At 71.3% G+C, this 14,983-nt stretch carries 11 protein-coding genes; 9 read left to right on the top strand and 2 right to left on the bottom strand.

The genetic code is table 11. From position 1 onward, the window contains the following. The first annotated feature begins 164 nt into the window (after positions 1-164). The gene (locus tag ACZ7EG_RS17935; RefSeq protein ID WP_471079103.1) at positions 165-1,559 is read left to right on the top strand and encodes a glycoside hydrolase family 16 protein; all 1,395 of its coding nucleotides are present in this window, start codon (positions 165-167) and stop codon (positions 1,557-1,559) included. 51 nt (positions 1,560-1,610) lie between these two features. Here ACZ7EG_RS17935 and ACZ7EG_RS17930 read toward each other — a convergent pair whose 3' ends face one another. Next, positions 1,611-2,492 (bottom strand): helix-turn-helix domain-containing protein, encoded by an 882-nt coding sequence (locus ACZ7EG_RS17930; RefSeq protein ID WP_471079100.1) that lies wholly within the window; start codon positions 2,490-2,492, stop codon positions 1,611-1,613. Positions 2,493-2,658: 166 nt separating this feature from the next. Between ACZ7EG_RS17930 and tkt the strand changes: the two genes are divergently transcribed. Genes tkt through ACZ7EG_RS17890 form a run of 8 tightly spaced genes read left to right on the top strand, consistent with a single transcriptional unit; the run spans position 2,659 to position 13,160 of the window. Continuing rightward, positions 2,659-4,734 carry a transketolase gene (gene tkt / locus ACZ7EG_RS17925; RefSeq protein WP_471079097.1) on the top strand — a complete coding sequence of 692 codons (2,076 nt, stop codon included), beginning with the start codon at positions 2,659-2,661 and terminating at the stop codon, positions 4,732-4,734. A 19-nt stretch (positions 4,735-4,753) separates the two neighbouring features. Then, positions 4,754-5,899, top strand: a complete 1,146-nt coding sequence (tal, locus tag ACZ7EG_RS17920) for a transaldolase (protein WP_471079094.1) — start codon at positions 4,754-4,756, stop codon at positions 5,897-5,899. Then, on the top strand, positions 5,896-7,569 hold the full coding sequence (zwf, locus tag ACZ7EG_RS17915) for a glucose-6-phosphate dehydrogenase (protein ID WP_471079091.1): 1,674 nt from the start codon (positions 5,896-5,898) through the stop codon (positions 7,567-7,569). The genes tal and zwf overlap by 4 nt, the downstream gene beginning before the upstream one ends. Beyond that, positions 7,566-8,501, top strand: coding sequence for a glucose-6-phosphate dehydrogenase assembly protein OpcA (gene opcA / locus ACZ7EG_RS17910; protein ID WP_471079088.1), 936 nt, complete (start codon positions 7,566-7,568; stop codon positions 8,499-8,501). The genes zwf and opcA overlap by 4 nt, the downstream gene beginning before the upstream one ends. Then, positions 8,494-10,158, top strand: a complete 1,665-nt coding sequence (gene pgi / locus ACZ7EG_RS17905) for a glucose-6-phosphate isomerase (protein ID WP_471079085.1) — start codon at positions 8,494-8,496, stop codon at positions 10,156-10,158. Before opcA ends, pgi begins: the two co-directional genes overlap by 8 nt. Before the next feature lies 1 nt (position 10,159). Next, positions 10,160-11,044 carry a phosphogluconate dehydrogenase (NAD(+)-dependent, decarboxylating) gene (gene gnd, locus ACZ7EG_RS17900; protein ID WP_471079082.1) on the top strand — a complete coding sequence of 295 codons (885 nt, stop codon included), beginning with the start codon at positions 10,160-10,162 and terminating at the stop codon, positions 11,042-11,044. A gap of 3 nt (positions 11,045-11,047) precedes the next feature. Next, the gene (locus ACZ7EG_RS17895; RefSeq protein ID WP_471079079.1) at positions 11,048-11,635 is read left to right on the top strand and encodes a histidine phosphatase family protein; all 588 of its coding nucleotides are present in this window, start codon (positions 11,048-11,050) and stop codon (positions 11,633-11,635) included. A gap of 58 nt (positions 11,636-11,693) precedes the next feature. Next, positions 11,694-13,160 (top strand): membrane-associated oxidoreductase, encoded by a 1,467-nt coding sequence (locus tag ACZ7EG_RS17890; RefSeq protein ID WP_471079076.1) that lies wholly within the window; start codon positions 11,694-11,696, stop codon positions 13,158-13,160. Here the strand turns inward: ACZ7EG_RS17890 and ACZ7EG_RS17885 are convergent. After that, the gene (locus ACZ7EG_RS17885; RefSeq protein WP_471079074.1) at positions 13,147-14,970 is read right to left on the bottom strand and encodes a bifunctional sugar phosphate isomerase/epimerase/4-hydroxyphenylpyruvate dioxygenase family protein; all 1,824 of its coding nucleotides are present in this window, start codon (positions 14,968-14,970) and stop codon (positions 13,147-13,149) included. The two genes, ACZ7EG_RS17890 and ACZ7EG_RS17885, sit on opposite strands and share 14 nt — an antisense overlap. Between the last annotated feature and the right edge of the window lie 13 nt (positions 14,971-14,983).

Raw genomic sequence — 14,983 nt, 5'->3', positions numbered from 1 at the left:
GGAGCCCGGCAGGGCCGGACCGGGCGGTCGCGTTCAAGGAGTGCACTCACGCACCGCCCCGCACCAATCCCGGCTTTACCTCTTGACGCCCCGGACCGCGTGGAGCACATTGACGGCACTTTGAGAGCGCTCTCACCCGTCTCCCATCCGAGAGGCATCCCCATATGAGCGACACCACCGGCACCTTCCCCAGACGGCGTCCGCTGCGGCGGGCGTTCGTCGCCGTGGTCAGCACCCTCGGGCTGGCGGCGGCCGCCACCACGGTCGCCACCCCGTCCGCGAACGCCTCCGCGCCCCCACCCCCCTCGGGCTGGACGCAGCTGTTCGTGGAGGACTTCAACGGCCCCGCCGGCTCCGGCGTCAACACCTCCGACTGGCAGTACGCGACCGGCAAGGGCTACCCGGGCGGCCCCGCCAACTGGGGCACGGGCGAGATCGAGACGATGACGAACAGCACGGACAACGTCTCGCTCGACGGCAACGGCAACCTGCGCATCACGCCCCGGCGGGACGCCGCCGGCAACTGGACCTCCGGCCGGATCGAGACCAACCGCACCGACTTCCAGCCTCCGGCCGGCGGCAGACTCCGCGTCGAGTCGCGCATCCAGGTGCCGAACGTCACGGGCGCAGCCGCCAAGGGTTACTGGCCGGCGTTCTGGATGCTGGGCGGCCCGTACCGCGGCAACTACTGGAACTGGCCGGCGGTCGGCGAGCTGGACATCATGGAGAACACCCAGGGCATGAACACGGTGTTCGCGACGATGCACTGCGGCACCTCCCCGGGCGGCCCCTGCAACGAGACCAGTGGGATCGGCGGTTCGACCACCTGCCAGGGCACCTCCTGCCAGGCGGGCTTCCACACGTACCGGATGGAGTGGGACCGCTCGACGAGCGTCGAGGAGATCCGCTTCTACCTCGACGGCGTCAACTACCACACGGTGCGCGCCGATCAGGTCGACGCGACGACCTGGAAGAACGCCACCGACCACGGCTTCTTCGTCATCCTGAACGTCGCGATGGGCGGCGGCTTCCCCGACGCGTTCGGCGGTGGCCCGGACGCCGGGACGCAAGCAGGCCACGCGATGGTCGTCGACTACGTGCAGGTGCTGTCGTCCGGCGGTGGCACCACGCCTCCCCCGACCGGCAACCGCGACGCCTACGGCACCATCCAGGCCGAGTCCTACGACGGCCAGTCCGGCGTGATCACCGAGACGACGGCCGACTCCGGCGGTGGGCAGAACGTCGGCGCGCTCGCAGGCGGCGACTGGCTGCACTTCAAGGGCGTGAACTTCGGCTCCACGGCGGCCCGGCAGTTCAGCGCCCGGGTCGCGAGCGGAGCGGCGGGCGGCGTCAGCGGGCTGGTCGAGGTGCGGCTGGACAGCCGGAGCAGCGCGCCCGTCGGGAGCTTCGCGGTGGGCAACACCGGGGGCTGGCAGTCGTGGCGGACCGTCCCGGCGAACATCAGCGCCGTGACGGGCACGCACGACGTGTATCTGACCTTCACCAGCGGTCAGCCGGCCGACTTCGTGAACGTCAACTGGTTCACCTTCGGGCACTGACGGCCCTCGGCAAGGGGCTCCACGCGCGCGTGGAGCCCCTTCTCGCCGCCTTCAGCGCAACTCCGCGCGAAACGCCGCCGGGGTCTGCTCCGTGTGCTGGTGGAAGAACTTGGAGAAGTTCGCGGCATCGGGGAAGCCGACCGCCACGCCGACTCGTCCGATCGGCAGTTCGGTGTGGGCGAGGAGCCGTTTGGCCTCCAGGACCACCCGCTTGTCGATGAAGGCTTTGGGGGTCTCCCCGGTCGCGGCGCGCACGGCGCGGACCAGGGTGCGGCGGGAGTAGCCGAGCGCGTCGGCGTAGGCGCTGACGCTGTGATTGGTGGCGAAGTCCCGTTCCACGGCGTCCCGGAAGAGGGTGAACGTCGAGTCGGACCGCTGCCGCCGCGCCTCGGCCGAACTCGCCGCGAGGTGGGCGAGCCGCAGCAGGAACGCGGTCAGCGTGTGGCGCAGGACGGCGGTGTGCAGGCTCAGCGGGAGTGTGGCCGTGTCCTCGTACTCGCGCCGCAGCTGCGTCAGCGCGGCTTGCAGGGCGGCGAGTTGGGGCGGGTCGGGGCGCAGCAGCGGCGGCAGGTCGTAGCGGTAGAGGCCGGTGGCCTCGACGGTCGAGCGGGGCAGGAAGCCGGGCTGCATGGTCAGCACGGTTCCGCGGTACTCGCTGGTGGGCGAGAAGCGGTGGACCTGCCCCGGGCGGATCCACAGCAGGTCCCCGGCCATGGCCTCGTGCTCGGTGAAGTCGACCATGTGCCGGACCGGGCCCGCGCCGAACAGCAGGACGATGTGGAAGTCGATGCGGTGCACGCGCTCCAGCGGTACGCCGGACGGCCAGGTGTCGCCCATCGGGGCGACCTGCATGCCGACGCCGCCGACGCTGAGCTCGACCGGGAAGGGGAGCGTATCGATCCCGTCGCCACCTTGGGTGGTTCTGTCCGCCATATCCGCCATGTCCGCCTCGCCTCGCCCCACGTGCGTGCCCTGTCGCCGGTGGGTGTCCCACTTTCACCACAGGCTGGCACACGGCGACCTTCCGGCGTAAAAGTCAGACTTTTAATTTTGAACGCGTCAGCTCAGCAGCTCCGCACCGATCGAGGACTTCTTGAAGATGAGCACGCAGACAGCGGACAGCTTCGAATGGACCGAACTCGACCGGCGTGCCGTCGACACCGCCCGTCTGCTGGCGGCGGATGCCGTCCAGCGGGTCGGCAACGGCCACCCCGGCACGGCGATGAGTTTGGCGCCGGCCGCCTACACGATCTTTCAGAAGGTGATGCGGCACGACCCCGCCGATCCCGAGTGGACCGGCCGTGACCGCTTCGTCCTCTCCCCCGGCCACACCTCGCTGACCCTCTACACACAGCTCTACCTCGCGGGCTACGAGCTGGAGCTGGACGATCTGAAGGCGTTCCGCACGCACGGCTCCAAGACGCCCGGTCACCCCGAGTACGGGCACACCGCCGGCGTGGAGACCACCACCGGCCCACTGGGGCAGGGCGTCGCGAACGCGGTCGGCATGGCGATGGCCGCACGCTACGAACGCGGCCTGTTCGACCCGGACGCCCCCGAGGGCGACTCCCCCTTCGACCACACGATCTGGGCGATCGTCTCCGACGGCGACCTCCAGGAGGGCGTCTCCGCCGAGGCCTCCTCGCTCGCCGGCCACCAGAGGCTCGGCAACCTGGTCTTCCTCTACGACGACAACCACATCTCCATCGAGGGCGACACCGCCACCGCGTTCTCCGAGGACGTGCTGCGGCGCTACGAGGCCTACGGCTGGCACGTGCAGCGGATCGAGCCGCAGGAGGACGGCGACGTCGACGTGCACGCGCTGCACGCGGCGCTCGGGGCGGCTCAGGCCGAGACGGAGCGCCCGTCGATCATCGCGATGCGCACGATCATCGCCTGGCCCGCCCCGAACGCGCGCAACACCGAGGCCTCCCACGGCTCGGCGCTCGGCGAGGACGAGGTCGCGGCCACCAAGCGTCTGCTCGGCTTCGACCCGGAGCGCTCGTTCGAGGTGGCCGACGAGGTGCTGGCCCACACCCGCCTGGCCCTGGACCGGGGCGCCGAGGCGCACACCGCCTGGGACAAGCGGATCGCCGCCTGGCGGGGCGAGAACCCGCAGCGGGCCGCCACCTTCGACCGGGTCAGCAAGGGCGAGCTGCCCGAGGGCTGGGAGGACGCCCTGCCGGTGTTCGAGCCGGGCCAGGCCGTCGCCACCCGCGCCGCCTCCGGCAAGGTCCTCCAGGCGCTGGGCCCGGTGGTGCCCGAGCTGTGGGGCGGTTCGGCCGACCTCGCCGGCTCCAACAACACCACCATCGACAAGACCAGCTCGTTCCTCCCCGAGGGAAACCCGCTGCCGGAGGCCGACCCCTACGGCCGCACCGTGCACTTCGGCATCCGCGAGTTCTCCATGGCCGCGGAGATGAACGGCATCGCGCTGCACGGCAACACCCGCATCTACGGCGGCACGTTCCTGGTCTTCTCCGACTACATGCGCAACGCCGTGCGGATGTCGGCCCTGATGCAACTGCCGGTGACGTACGTGTGGACGCACGACTCCATCGGCCTGGGCGAGGACGGCCCGACCCACCAGCCGGTGGAGCACCTGGCCGCGCTGCGGGCGATCCCGGGCCTGAACGTCGTACGTCCGGCCGACGCCAACGAGACCGCGGTCGTCTGGGCCGAGATCCTCGAGCGGCACGGCACCGCCCCGGCCCCCCACGGCCTCGCGCTCACCCGCCAGGGCGTGCCCGCCTACGAGCCGGACCCCCGCGCGGCACGTGGCGGCTACGTGAGGTTCGAGGCGGAGGGCGGCACGCCCCAGGTGATCCTGATCGCCACCGGTTCCGAGGTGCACGTCGCCGCCGGGGCGCGCGAGATGCTCCAGGCCGCCGGTGTGCCCACCCGCGTGGTGTCGATGCCGTCCGTGGAGTGGTTCGAGGAGCAGCCCCGTTCCTACCGCGACAGCGTCCTGCCGCCGTCCGTGAAGGCCCGGGTCGCCGTCGAGGCCGGGATCGGCCTGACCTGGTACCGGTTCGTGGGGGACGCCGGACGCATCGTCTCCCTGGAGCACTTCGGTGCCTCCGCCGACGCGAAGACCCTGTTCGCCGAGTACGGCTTCACCCCCGAGAACGTCGTCGCCGCCGCGCGGGAATCCCTCACCGCCGCCCGTGGCTGAACCGACCGCCCGAAAGAAGATGATCACTGTGTCCGAAGCGACCGCGCACGCGGGAGCACTCAAGCGCCTGTCCGACGAGGGCGTGTCGATCTGGCTCGACGACCTGTCGCGCCGGCGGATCGAGTCCGGCAACCTGGCCGAGCTCGTCGCCACGAGGAACGTCGTCGGCGTCACCACCAACCCGTCCATCTTCCAGGCCGCCATCGGCTCCGGCGCGGGCTACGAGGAGCAGCTCGCCGACCTGGCGGTGCGCGGTGTGACGGTCGACGAGGCCGTCAGGATGATGACGACCGCCGACGTCCGGGCCGCCGCCGACGTCCTGCGGCCGGTGTACGAGGCCACCGGCGGCCGGGACGGCCGGGTCTCCATCGAGGTCGACCCGCGGCTGGCCCACGACACGCGGGCGACCGTCGCCGAGGCCCGGCAGCTGGCCTGGCTGGTGGACCGCCCCAATGTGATGATCAAGATCCCGGCGACGCGGGCGGGCCTGCCCGCGATCATGGAAGTCATCGGGGCGGGTATCAGTGTCAATGTGACGCTGATCTTCTCGCTGGAGCGGTACCGCGAGGTGATGGACGCCTATCTCGCGGGGCTCGAGAAGGCGCAGGCGGCAGGCCTCGACCTGTCCGCGATTCACTCGGTCGCCTCGTTCTTCGTCTCCCGTGTGGACGCCGAGATCGACAAGCGGCTGACGCTGCTGGGCACGCAGGAGGCCCTCGCCCTGAGGGGCCGGGCCGCCCTGGCCAACGCGAGGCTCGCCTACGAGGCGTACGAGCAGGTCTTCGCCGGGGCGCGCTGGCAGGCGCTGGGCGGAGCCCGCGCGCACCGGCAGCGCCCCCTTTGGGCCTCCACCGGTGTGAAGGACCCGGCCTACAAGGACACCCTGTACGTGGACGAGCTGGTCGCCCCCGGCACCGTCAACACCATGCCGGAGGCCACGTTGAACGCCGTCGCCGACCACGGCGACGTCCAGGGCGACACCGTCTCCGGCGGTTACGCGCAGGCTCGCGCGGACCTGGCGGCCGTCGAACGGCTCGGCATTGCATACGACGAGGTGGTGCGGCAACTGGAGGACGAGGGCGTGGCCAAGTTCGAGGTGGCCTGGCAGGAGCTGCTGGACGCGGTCACCAAGTCCTTGAACAGCAAGGGAGTTGACGCGGAATGAGCGAGGGCATCGAGGGCATCCCCCAGACGGCCGAACAGGAGACCAAGGGCACCAAGGAGGAGAAGGAGGCCCTGGCCGCACAGGAGGCGGCCGGGGTGGAGCAGACCGGGGTGAGCGGTCACGCCCCCCGGACGGAGCACGCCGACACTCACTTCGACAACCCCCTGCGCGACCCGCGCGACCGCCGTCTGCCCAGGATCGCGGGGCCCTCCGGGCTGGTCATCTTCGGCGTCACCGGTGACCTGTCCCGCAAGAAGCTGATGCCGGCCGTGTACGACCTGGCCAACCGGGGTCTGCTGCCGCCGGGCTTCTCCCTGGTGGGCTTCGCCCGCCGGGACTGGGAGGACCAGGACTTCGCGCAGGTGGTGCACGACGCGGTCCGCGAGCACGCCCGGACCCCGTTCCGCGAGGAGGTCTGGCAGCAGCTCGCCGAGGGCATGCGGTTCATCCCGGGCGACTTCGACGACGACACGGCGTTCAAGCAGCTGCGTTCCGCGGTCGAGGAGCTGGACGCCTCCCGGGGCACCAGCGGCAACTACGCCTTCTACCTCTCGGTGCCGCCGAAGTTCTTCCCGAAGGTCGTCCAGCAACTGAAGAAGCACAAGCTGGCGAGCGCCCCCGAGGGCTCCTGGCGCCGCGCGGTCATCGAGAAGCCGTTCGGGCACGACCTGGCATCGGCCGAGGAGCTCAACCGCATCGTGCACGACGTGTTCGACCCGGAACAGGTCTTCCGCATCGACCACTACCTCGGCAAGGAGACCGTCCAGAACCTCCTGGCGCTGCGCTTCGCCAACCAGATGTTCGAGCCGATCTGGAACCGGTCGTACGTCGACCACGTGCAGATCACCATGGCCGAGGACATCGGCATCGGCGGCCGGGCCGGGTACTACGACGGCATCGGCGCCGCCCGGGACGTCATCCAGAACCACCTGCTCCAGCTGATGGCGCTCACCGCGATGGAGGAACCGGCCGCTTTCGACGCCGCCTCGCTGCTCACCGAGAAGCTCAAGGTTCTCAAGGCCGTCCGACTGCCGCAGGACCTGGGGCAGGGCACCGTGCGCGGGCAGTACGCGGCGGCCTGGCAGGGCGGCACGAAGGTGCGCGGCTATCTGGAGGAGGACGGCATCGACCAGTCCTCCACGACCGACACCTACGCCGCGGTCAGGCTCCAGGTGGACAACCGCCGCTGGGCGGGCGTCCCGTTCTACCTGCGCACCGGCAAGCGGCTGGGCCGCCGGGTGACGGAGATCGCCGTCGTCTTCCAGCGGGCCCCGCACTCCCCCTTCGACTCCACGGCCACCGAGGAGCTCGGCTCCAACGCGATCGTCATCCGCGTCCAGCCGGACGAGGGCATGACGGTCCGCTTCGGCTCGAAGGTGCCCGGGACGTCGATGGAGATCCGGGACGTCACGATGGACTTCGCCTACGGCGAGTCGTTCACCGAATCGAGCCCCGAGGCGTACGAACGGCTGATCCTTGACGTGCTCCTGGGCGACGCCAACCTGTTCCCCCGTCACCAGGAAGTGGAAGAGTCCTGGAAGATCCTCGACCCGATCGAGCAGTACTGGGCCACGCACGGCAGGCCCGCGCAGTACGCCTCGGGCAGCTGGGGACCCGAGGAAGCCGACGAGATGCTCGCACGAGACGGACGGAGCTGGCGCAGGCCATGAAGATCGACCTGACCGACACCACGGCAAGCAAGATCAACAAGGCGTTGGTGCAGGGCCGCCGCGCCATCGGCACACCCGCCGTGGGCATGGTCCTGACGATGGTGATCGTCACGGACGAGGAAAACGCCTACGACGCGATCAAGGCGGCCGAGGAGGCCTCGCACGAGCACCCCTCGCGCACCCTGGTCGTCATCAAGCGGCACGCCCGCACCCCGCGCGACCGCCAGTCCTCCCGGCTGGACGCCGAGGTCCGGGTGGGCGCCGACGCGGGCACCGGCGAGACGGTGATCCTCAGGACCTACGGCGAGGTGTCCGAGCACGCCGACTCGGTGGTGCTGCCGCTGCTGCTGCCGGACGCGCCGGTGGTGGTGTGGTGGCCGGTGGACGCCCCCGAGGTGCCCTCGAAGGACCCGCTCGGCGCGCTGGCCCAACGGCGGATCACCGACCTGTACGCCGTCGAGAACCCGCTGGAGACGCTGCAGGCCCGGGTCCGCTCCTACGCCCCCGGTGACACCGACCTCGCCTGGACCCGGCTGACGCCCTGGCGTTCGATGCTCGCGGCGGCGCTGGACCAGGCCCGGGCGCGGATCGTCTCCGCGGCGGTGGAGGCCGAGGCCGAGAACCCGGCCGCCGAGCTGCTGGCCCGCTGGCTGGAGGCGCGGCTGCATGTCCGGGTCGACCGCGTGGTCACCGCCGGGCCGGTCGTGACCGCCGTGCGCCTGGGCACCGAGCACGGCGAGATCGTCATCGACCGGCCCGAGGGGCCGCTGGCCACGCTGACCCTGCCGGGCCAGCCCTCACGCACCCTCGCGCTGAAGGTCCGTGCGACCTCCGAACTGATCGCCGAGGAGCTGCGGCGCCTCGACGCGGACGAGATGTACGCCATCGCCCTGAACGGCGAGGCGACCGAGGAGATCCCTGCTCATGTCTGACTCCCCCTCCGACTCCCCCCGGCTCGCCCGGCGCCCCGAGTGGACCGCCCTGCAGGACCACCGCACGGACGCCCTGCCGCAGCCGGACCTGCGTGAACTGTTCGCGGCGGACCCGGGGCGCGCCGAGCGCTACGTCGTGCGCGTGGGCGACCTGCGGATCGACTACTCCAAGCACCTGGTCACCGACGAGACGCTGGCCCTGCTCCAGGAGCTGGCCGCGGCCACCGACGTGTTCGGGCTGCGGGACGCGATGTTCCGCGGCGAGCGGATCAACGTCACCGAGAACCGGGCCGTGCTGCACACCGCGCTGCGCGCCCCGCGGGACGCGGTGATCGAGGTCGACGGCGAGAACGTCGTCCCGGCCGTGCACGCCGTGCTCGACAAGATGACCGGTTTCGCGGAAAGGGTGCGCTCCGGGGAGTGGACCGGGCACACCGGCAAGCGGATCCGCAACGTCGTCAACATCGGCATCGGCGGCTCGGACCTCGGTCCGGCCATGGCCTATGAGGCGCTGCGGCCGTTCACCGCACGGGAGCTGACGTTCCGTTTCGTGTCGAACGTGGACGGCTCGGACCTGCACGAGGCGGTGCGCGACCTGGACCCGGCCCAGACGCTGTTCATCGTCGCGTCCAAGACGTTCACCACGATCGAGACCATCACCAACGCGACCTCGGCGCGCTCCTGGCTGCTGAACGGCCTGGGGGGCGACGAGAAGGCGGTGGCGAAGCACTTCGTCGCGCTGTCGACCAACACGGAGAAGGTCGCCGACTTCGGTATCGACGTCGACAACATGTTCGAGTTCTGGGACTGGGTCGGCGGCCGCTATTCGTACGACTCCGCGATCGGCCTGTCCCTGATGATCGCGATCGGACCTGACCGCTTCCGGGAGATGCTCGACGGCTTCCGCCTCGTCGACGAGCACTTCCGCAACGCCCCTGCCGAGGCCAACGCCCCGCTCATCATGGGCCTGCTGGGCATCTGGTACGGCAACTTCCACGACGCCCAGTCGCACGCGGTGCTGCCCTACAGCCACTACCTGTCGAAGTTCACCGCCTACCTCCAGCAGCTCGACATGGAGTCCAACGGCAAGTCGGTGGACCGTGACGGGAACGCGGTGGAGTGGCAGACCGGTCCGGTGGTGTGGGGCACGCCCGGCACCAACGGGCAGCACGCCTACTACCAGTTGATCCACCAGGGCACCAAGCTCATCCCCGCCGACCTGATCGGCTTCGCCCGGCCCGTCGCCGAACTCAGCGACGAACTCAAGGCGCAGCACGACCTGCTGATGGCCAATCTGTTCGCCCAGGGGCAGGCGCTCGCCTTCGGCAAGACCGCCGAAGAGGTGCGCGCGGAGGGCGTGCCCGAGGAGCAGGTGCCGCACCGCACCTTCCCGGGCAACCACCCCACCACGACGATCCTGGCCACCGAACTGAGCCCGTCGGTCCTCGGCCAGCTGATCGCCCTCTACGAGCACAAGGTGTTCGTGCAGGGCGCCGTCTGGAACATCGACTCCTTCGACCAGTGGGGCGTCGAACTCGGCAAGGTGCTCGCCAAGCGCGTCGAGCCCGCCCTGACCGAGGGCGCCGACGTCCCCGGTCTCGACCCGTCCACGGCCGCCCTGGTGGCCGCCTACCGCACACTTCGGGAAGTGAACTGACATGCAGATCGGTCTTGTGGGTCTCGGCAAGATGGGCGGCAACATGCGCGAGCGCCTGCGCAACGCCGGCCACACCGTCATCGGATACGACACCAACCCCGAGAAGTCCGACGCCAGCAGTCTGGCCGACCTCGTCAACCAGCTGGAAGCGCCCCGCACGGTGTGGGTCATGGTCCCGGCCGGCGAGCCCACCCAGCACGTCATCGACCAGCTCGCGGGCCTGCTGAAGCCGTACGACACGGTGGTCGACGGCGGCAACTCGCGCTGGACGGACGACGAGAAGCACGCCGAGGAGCTGAGCAAGCGCGGGATCGGCTTCGTCGACGCGGGTGTCTCGGGCGGCGTGTGGGGCCTGAAGAACGGCTACGCCCTGATGGTCGGCGGCGAGAAGGAGTACGTCGACCGGCTGCGGCCGATCTTCGAGGCGCTCAAGCCGGAGGGCCCGTACGGCTACGTCCACGCGGGCAAGGTCGGCGCCGGGCACTTCGCCAAGATGGTCCACAACGGCATCGAGTACGCGATGATGCAGGCCTACGCCGAAGGCTGGGAACTGCTGGAGGCCGTGGACTCGGTGGACAACGTCCGCGAGGTGTTCCGCTCCTGGCAGCAGGGCACCGTCATCCGCTCCTGGCTGCTGGACCTGGCGGTCGACGCCCTCGACGAGGACGAGCACCTGGAGGAGCTCCGGGGCTACGCCCAGGACTCCGGTGAGGGACGCTGGACGGTGGAGGCCGCGATCGACAACTCCGTGCCGCTGCCCGCGATCACCGCCTCCCTCTACTCCCGCTTCGCCTCCCGGCAGGACGACTCGCCGCAGATGAAGATGATCGCGGCGCTGCGCAACCAGTTCGGCGGCCACGCCGTCGAGTCCGCGAAGAAGGCGTAGCACGTGGGTGATCTGCTGCTGGTCCGCCACGGCGAGACGGAGTGGAGCCGGAGCGGACAGCACACCAGCTTCACCGACCTGCCCCTCACCCGGCACGGTGAGGAGCAGGCCGCGTCGCTCGCCCCGCTCCTCGCGGACCGCTCCTTCGCGCTGGTCCTCACCAGCCCGCTCGGCCGTGCGGTGCGCACGGCCGAACTCGCGGGCCTGACGGGGACCGTGCAGGACGCGGACCTGCACGAGTGGTACTACGGCGCCTACGAGGGCGTCACCACGGAGGAGATCCACCGCACCCGGCCCGGCTGGGACCTGTGGACCGACGGGAACCCGCCCGGCCCCGACGGCGAGCCGGGCGAGTCCCCCGAGGAAGTCGGCGAACGGGCCGACCGGGTGCTGGCCCGGGCGGAGAAGTCGCTGCCCGAGGGGGACGTGATGCTGGTGGCGCACGGCCATCTCCTCCGCGTGCTGACCGCCCGCCGGCTGGGCCTGTCCCCGGCGCAGGGACGGCTGTTCCGGCTGGAGACCGGGACGGTCTGCCGGCTGTCGACCGAGCACGGCCGGCCCGTGATCGCGGAGTGGAACAGCCGGGCGTAACGAGCCCCGGCCGGAGGCGAGTTGACACCTCCGGCCGGGCACGTCAGAGTCCCGGCTGATGGAGATCGACGACATGACGCCCGCCGAGGAACGGGTGTGGCGTGCCTTTCCGCGGGGGCAGGACGTGGACTTCCGGGGCCCGGCGCAGGAGAGCGCTGCGGAGGGCGCGCACTGGGGCCCCGAACGGACCGTACGGGCGGCCGTGGTGCGGGCCCTGCTGCTGAGCGCGCCGCAGGAGGACGGGGAGACCGCCGCCCTCAGGCTGGCCGGCGCGCGGATCACCGGGGTGCTGAACCTCCAGTACGGCGACATCGGCCACGCCGTGCGTCTCAGCGACTGCTGGTTCGAGGACGTACCCGTGCTGTACGCGGCGCGGCTGCGCCAGCTGAATCTGCGCGGCTCGGTCCTGCCCGGCCTGGACGCCGCCACCCTGCACGTGGACGGCGTGCTGCGCATGTCGGACTGCCTGTTCGACGGGCCCGTGCGGCTCGGCGGGGCGCAGGTCTCCGGCGCGCTGTTCATGGACGGGGCCGACATCGGCGAACCGCCCGCCGGTCAGCCGGCACTCCAGCTCAACCATGTGACCATCGGGGACGGCCTGTCGGCGCCGGGGTTGCGCACGCGTGGCGAGGTACGGCTGTCGGGCGCGTCGGTCGCCGGCACGATCGACCTCAACGAGGCGCGTCTGCAGGCCGGTGCCGGTGCGGTCGCCCTCGACGCGGAGACGCTCACGGTGGCGGGCGACGCCAGGCTGCGCGAAGCGGACGTGCTGGGCTGGATCGGCCTGCGCGGCGCGCACGTAGCGGGCCGTCTGGACCTGTCGTACGCGCGGCTGACGAATCCTGGGGACGCGGCGCTGCGGGCCAGCAGCTGCACCATCGGCGAACTCTGGCTGCGCAAGGGTCCTCGTATGGACGGCACCCTCAACCTGCGCCGCGCCCAGATGGACGTGCTGTTCCTGGAGCCGGAGGTGGTGCCCGACGAGGTCCTGCTCAACAGTCTCGTCTACACCTCCCTCACCCCGCACGAGCCGGCCGAGCGGCGGCTGGCGATGCTGGAGCGGGACGGCGAGGGCTATGTCCCGCACGCCTACGAGCAGTTGACCGCCGCCTACCGCCGGATCGGCGACGATCCCGCCGCCCGTCTCGTCCAGCTCGCCAAGCAGCGCCGCAGGCGCGCCACCCTGCCCTGGTACGGCCGGCTGTGGGGCCATGTGCAGGACGCCACCGTGGGCTACGGCTTCCGCCCCCTGCGGGCCGCGGGCTGGCTGGTGTCGCTGCTGATGGTCGGCTCGCTCGTGTACGCGCTGCACCATCCCGCGCCGCTGAAGCCGGACGAGGCACCGCAGTTCAACCCGGTCTTCTACACCCTCGACCTGCTGCTGCCGGTGATCTCCTTCGGGCAGGAGGCCGCGTTCGCCCCCACCGACGGCTACCAGTGGCTCTCCTACGCCCTGGTGCTCACGGGCTGGATCCTCGCCACCACCGTCGTCACCGGCATCACCCGCACCGTCAGCCGCCAGTGAGCGCCCGCGCCGTGTGCTGCGCGGCCAGCCGCACCGGGGCGTTGGCGGCGCCGTAGCCCCGGTAGCCGGCGTCACCGCCGTCACCGCCGTCACGCTGGACCAGTTCGAAGAAGACGCGTCCGACGGTGCGGGTGTAGCAGTGGCGGAAGACGCCGTGGGCGTCGCGGTCGTAGAGGATGCCGAGCTCGCGGTAGGTCTCCAGCTCGCCGTCGGCGAACTCGAAGCGGGCGGCGAGGTCGTCGTGGTAATTCGCGGGGACCCGCAGCAGAGTGCCGCCCGCGTCCCGGAAGCGGCGGGCCGCGGCGACCACGTCGTCGGTGACCAGGGCGATGTGCTGGGCGTGGACGGTGTCGTCCGTGGGCGCGGCGCCGACGGTGAGGGCGATCCGGACACTGCCGTCGGCGTTGGTGACGGCGCGGCTGCGCATCAGGCCGTACGGGTCGGCGACGTCCACGCTCTCCTGGGCGTCCAGACCGAGCACCCCGCGGTGGAAGAGGGCCGCTTCGTCGAAGTGGTGCCAGGGCTGGGTGAGGGCGAGGTGGTCGATGCCCCGGACTCCCGCCCGGTCCGAGGGCAGGCCTGTGTCGGCGAAGTCGGCCCGCCAGTCGGGCAGGTCCGGGCGGCCGGTGGCACAGAAGAACAGCTCCGTGCCGTCGGGGGCGGCGACGGCGTCCAGCGGGGCGTCCTGCGGTGCGCGGCGGCGGGGCAGGACGGGAGCCAGCAGCGCCTCGGCACGCCGGGCCGCTCCGGCCGGGTCCGGTGACTCCAGCCCGATCGCGGCGAGCCGGGTGCCGTCGCGGCGGGCGGCCGTCCCGGTGTTGACGAGGATCCGGGCGTCCCCCTGCTCCCACAGGGCCACGGGCTTGCTGCGGTGCCGTGCGGTGCGGGCGAAGCCCAGGGCACCGAGCAGGTCGGCCAGGGGTTCGGCGTCGGGCGTGACCAGCTCGGCGAAGGCGACGCCGGTGGGGACGACGGGGCCGGGCAGGGGCGCCTTGCCCACCGCCTCCTGGAGGAGCAGCAGGGAACGCCGGGCGTCGACGGCGGTCGGTCCGGCCTCGGCCTGCCGGAACACGTCGTTGAAGACCTCCAGGGACAACGGGCCGTCGTAGCCGGTGGCCAGCACGTGCCGTACCAGCCCCGCGATGTCGAAGCCGCCCTGTCCGGGGAAGCAGCGGTAGTGGCGGCTCCACTGCAGGACGTCCATGGCGAGCAGCGGGGCGTCGGCGAGCTGGAGGAAGAAGATCTTCTCGCCGGGGATGGCCGCGATGCCTCGGAGGTCCTCGGGGGCGGTGCAGCGCGAGAGGATGTGGAAGCTGTCCAGGCAGGTGCCGAGGGTCGGGTGACCGGCGGCCTCGACGATGCGCCAGGCGTGGTCGTAGGTGCTGACGTGCCGCCCCCACGCGAGTGCCTCGTAGGCCACCCGGATGCCGGACTCCCGTGCCAGGTCGGCGAGTCGGGCGAGCTGCTCGGCGGCGAGGGCGTCGTCGTCCACCGCTTGCGGTGAGACGCTGGAGCAGACGAGGACCGTGTCGGCGCCGAGCCGGCGCATCAGCTCGAACTTGTGCCGGGCCCGCCGCAGGTTGCGGGCGAACTCGGCCTCGGGGACGGCTTCGATGTCCCGCATCGGCTGGTAGAGGTCGATGCGGAGCCCGAGGTCGGCGCAGCGGGCGCGGATGTCCTCGGGGGTGAGGGGGCTGGCCAGCAGGTCGTTCTCGAAGAGTTCCACCCCGTCGAAGCCGGCCCGCGCCGCGGCGTCGAGTTTCTCGGTGAGGGAACCGCTGAGGGAGACGGTGGCGATGGACGTACGCAACGGCGGTACCTCT

The organism is Streptomyces sp. NPDC037100 (assembly GCF_055606225.1).
This window is presented reverse-complemented; position numbering and strand designations above follow the sequence as displayed.

What these genes read in the sequence shown, in the direction of transcription:
- gnd (WP_471079082.1), top strand. Translation starts at nt 10,160, where the DNA reads ATGCAGATCGGTCTTGTGGGTCTCGGCAAGATGGGCGGCAACATGCGC.
- zwf (WP_471079091.1), top strand. Translation starts at nt 5,896, where the DNA reads ATGAGCGAGGGCATCGAGGGCATCCCCCAGACGGCCGAACAGGAGACC.
- ACZ7EG_RS17935 (WP_471079103.1), top strand. Translation starts at nt 165, where the DNA reads ATGAGCGACACCACCGGCACCTTCCCCAGACGGCGTCCGCTGCGGCGG.
- tkt (WP_471079097.1), top strand. Translation starts at nt 2,659, where the DNA reads ATGAGCACGCAGACAGCGGACAGCTTCGAATGGACCGAACTCGACCGG.
- ACZ7EG_RS17930 (WP_471079100.1), bottom strand. Translation starts at nt 2,492, where the DNA reads ATGGCGGACAGAACCACCCAAGGTGGCGACGGGATCGATACGCTCCCC.
- ACZ7EG_RS17890 (WP_471079076.1), top strand. Translation starts at nt 11,694, where the DNA reads ATGGAGATCGACGACATGACGCCCGCCGAGGAACGGGTGTGGCGTGCC.
- pgi (WP_471079085.1), top strand. Translation starts at nt 8,494, where the DNA reads ATGTCTGACTCCCCCTCCGACTCCCCCCGGCTCGCCCGGCGCCCCGAG.
- tal (WP_471079094.1), top strand. Translation starts at nt 4,754, where the DNA reads ATGATCACTGTGTCCGAAGCGACCGCGCACGCGGGAGCACTCAAGCGC.
- opcA (WP_471079088.1), top strand. Translation starts at nt 7,566, where the DNA reads ATGAAGATCGACCTGACCGACACCACGGCAAGCAAGATCAACAAGGCG.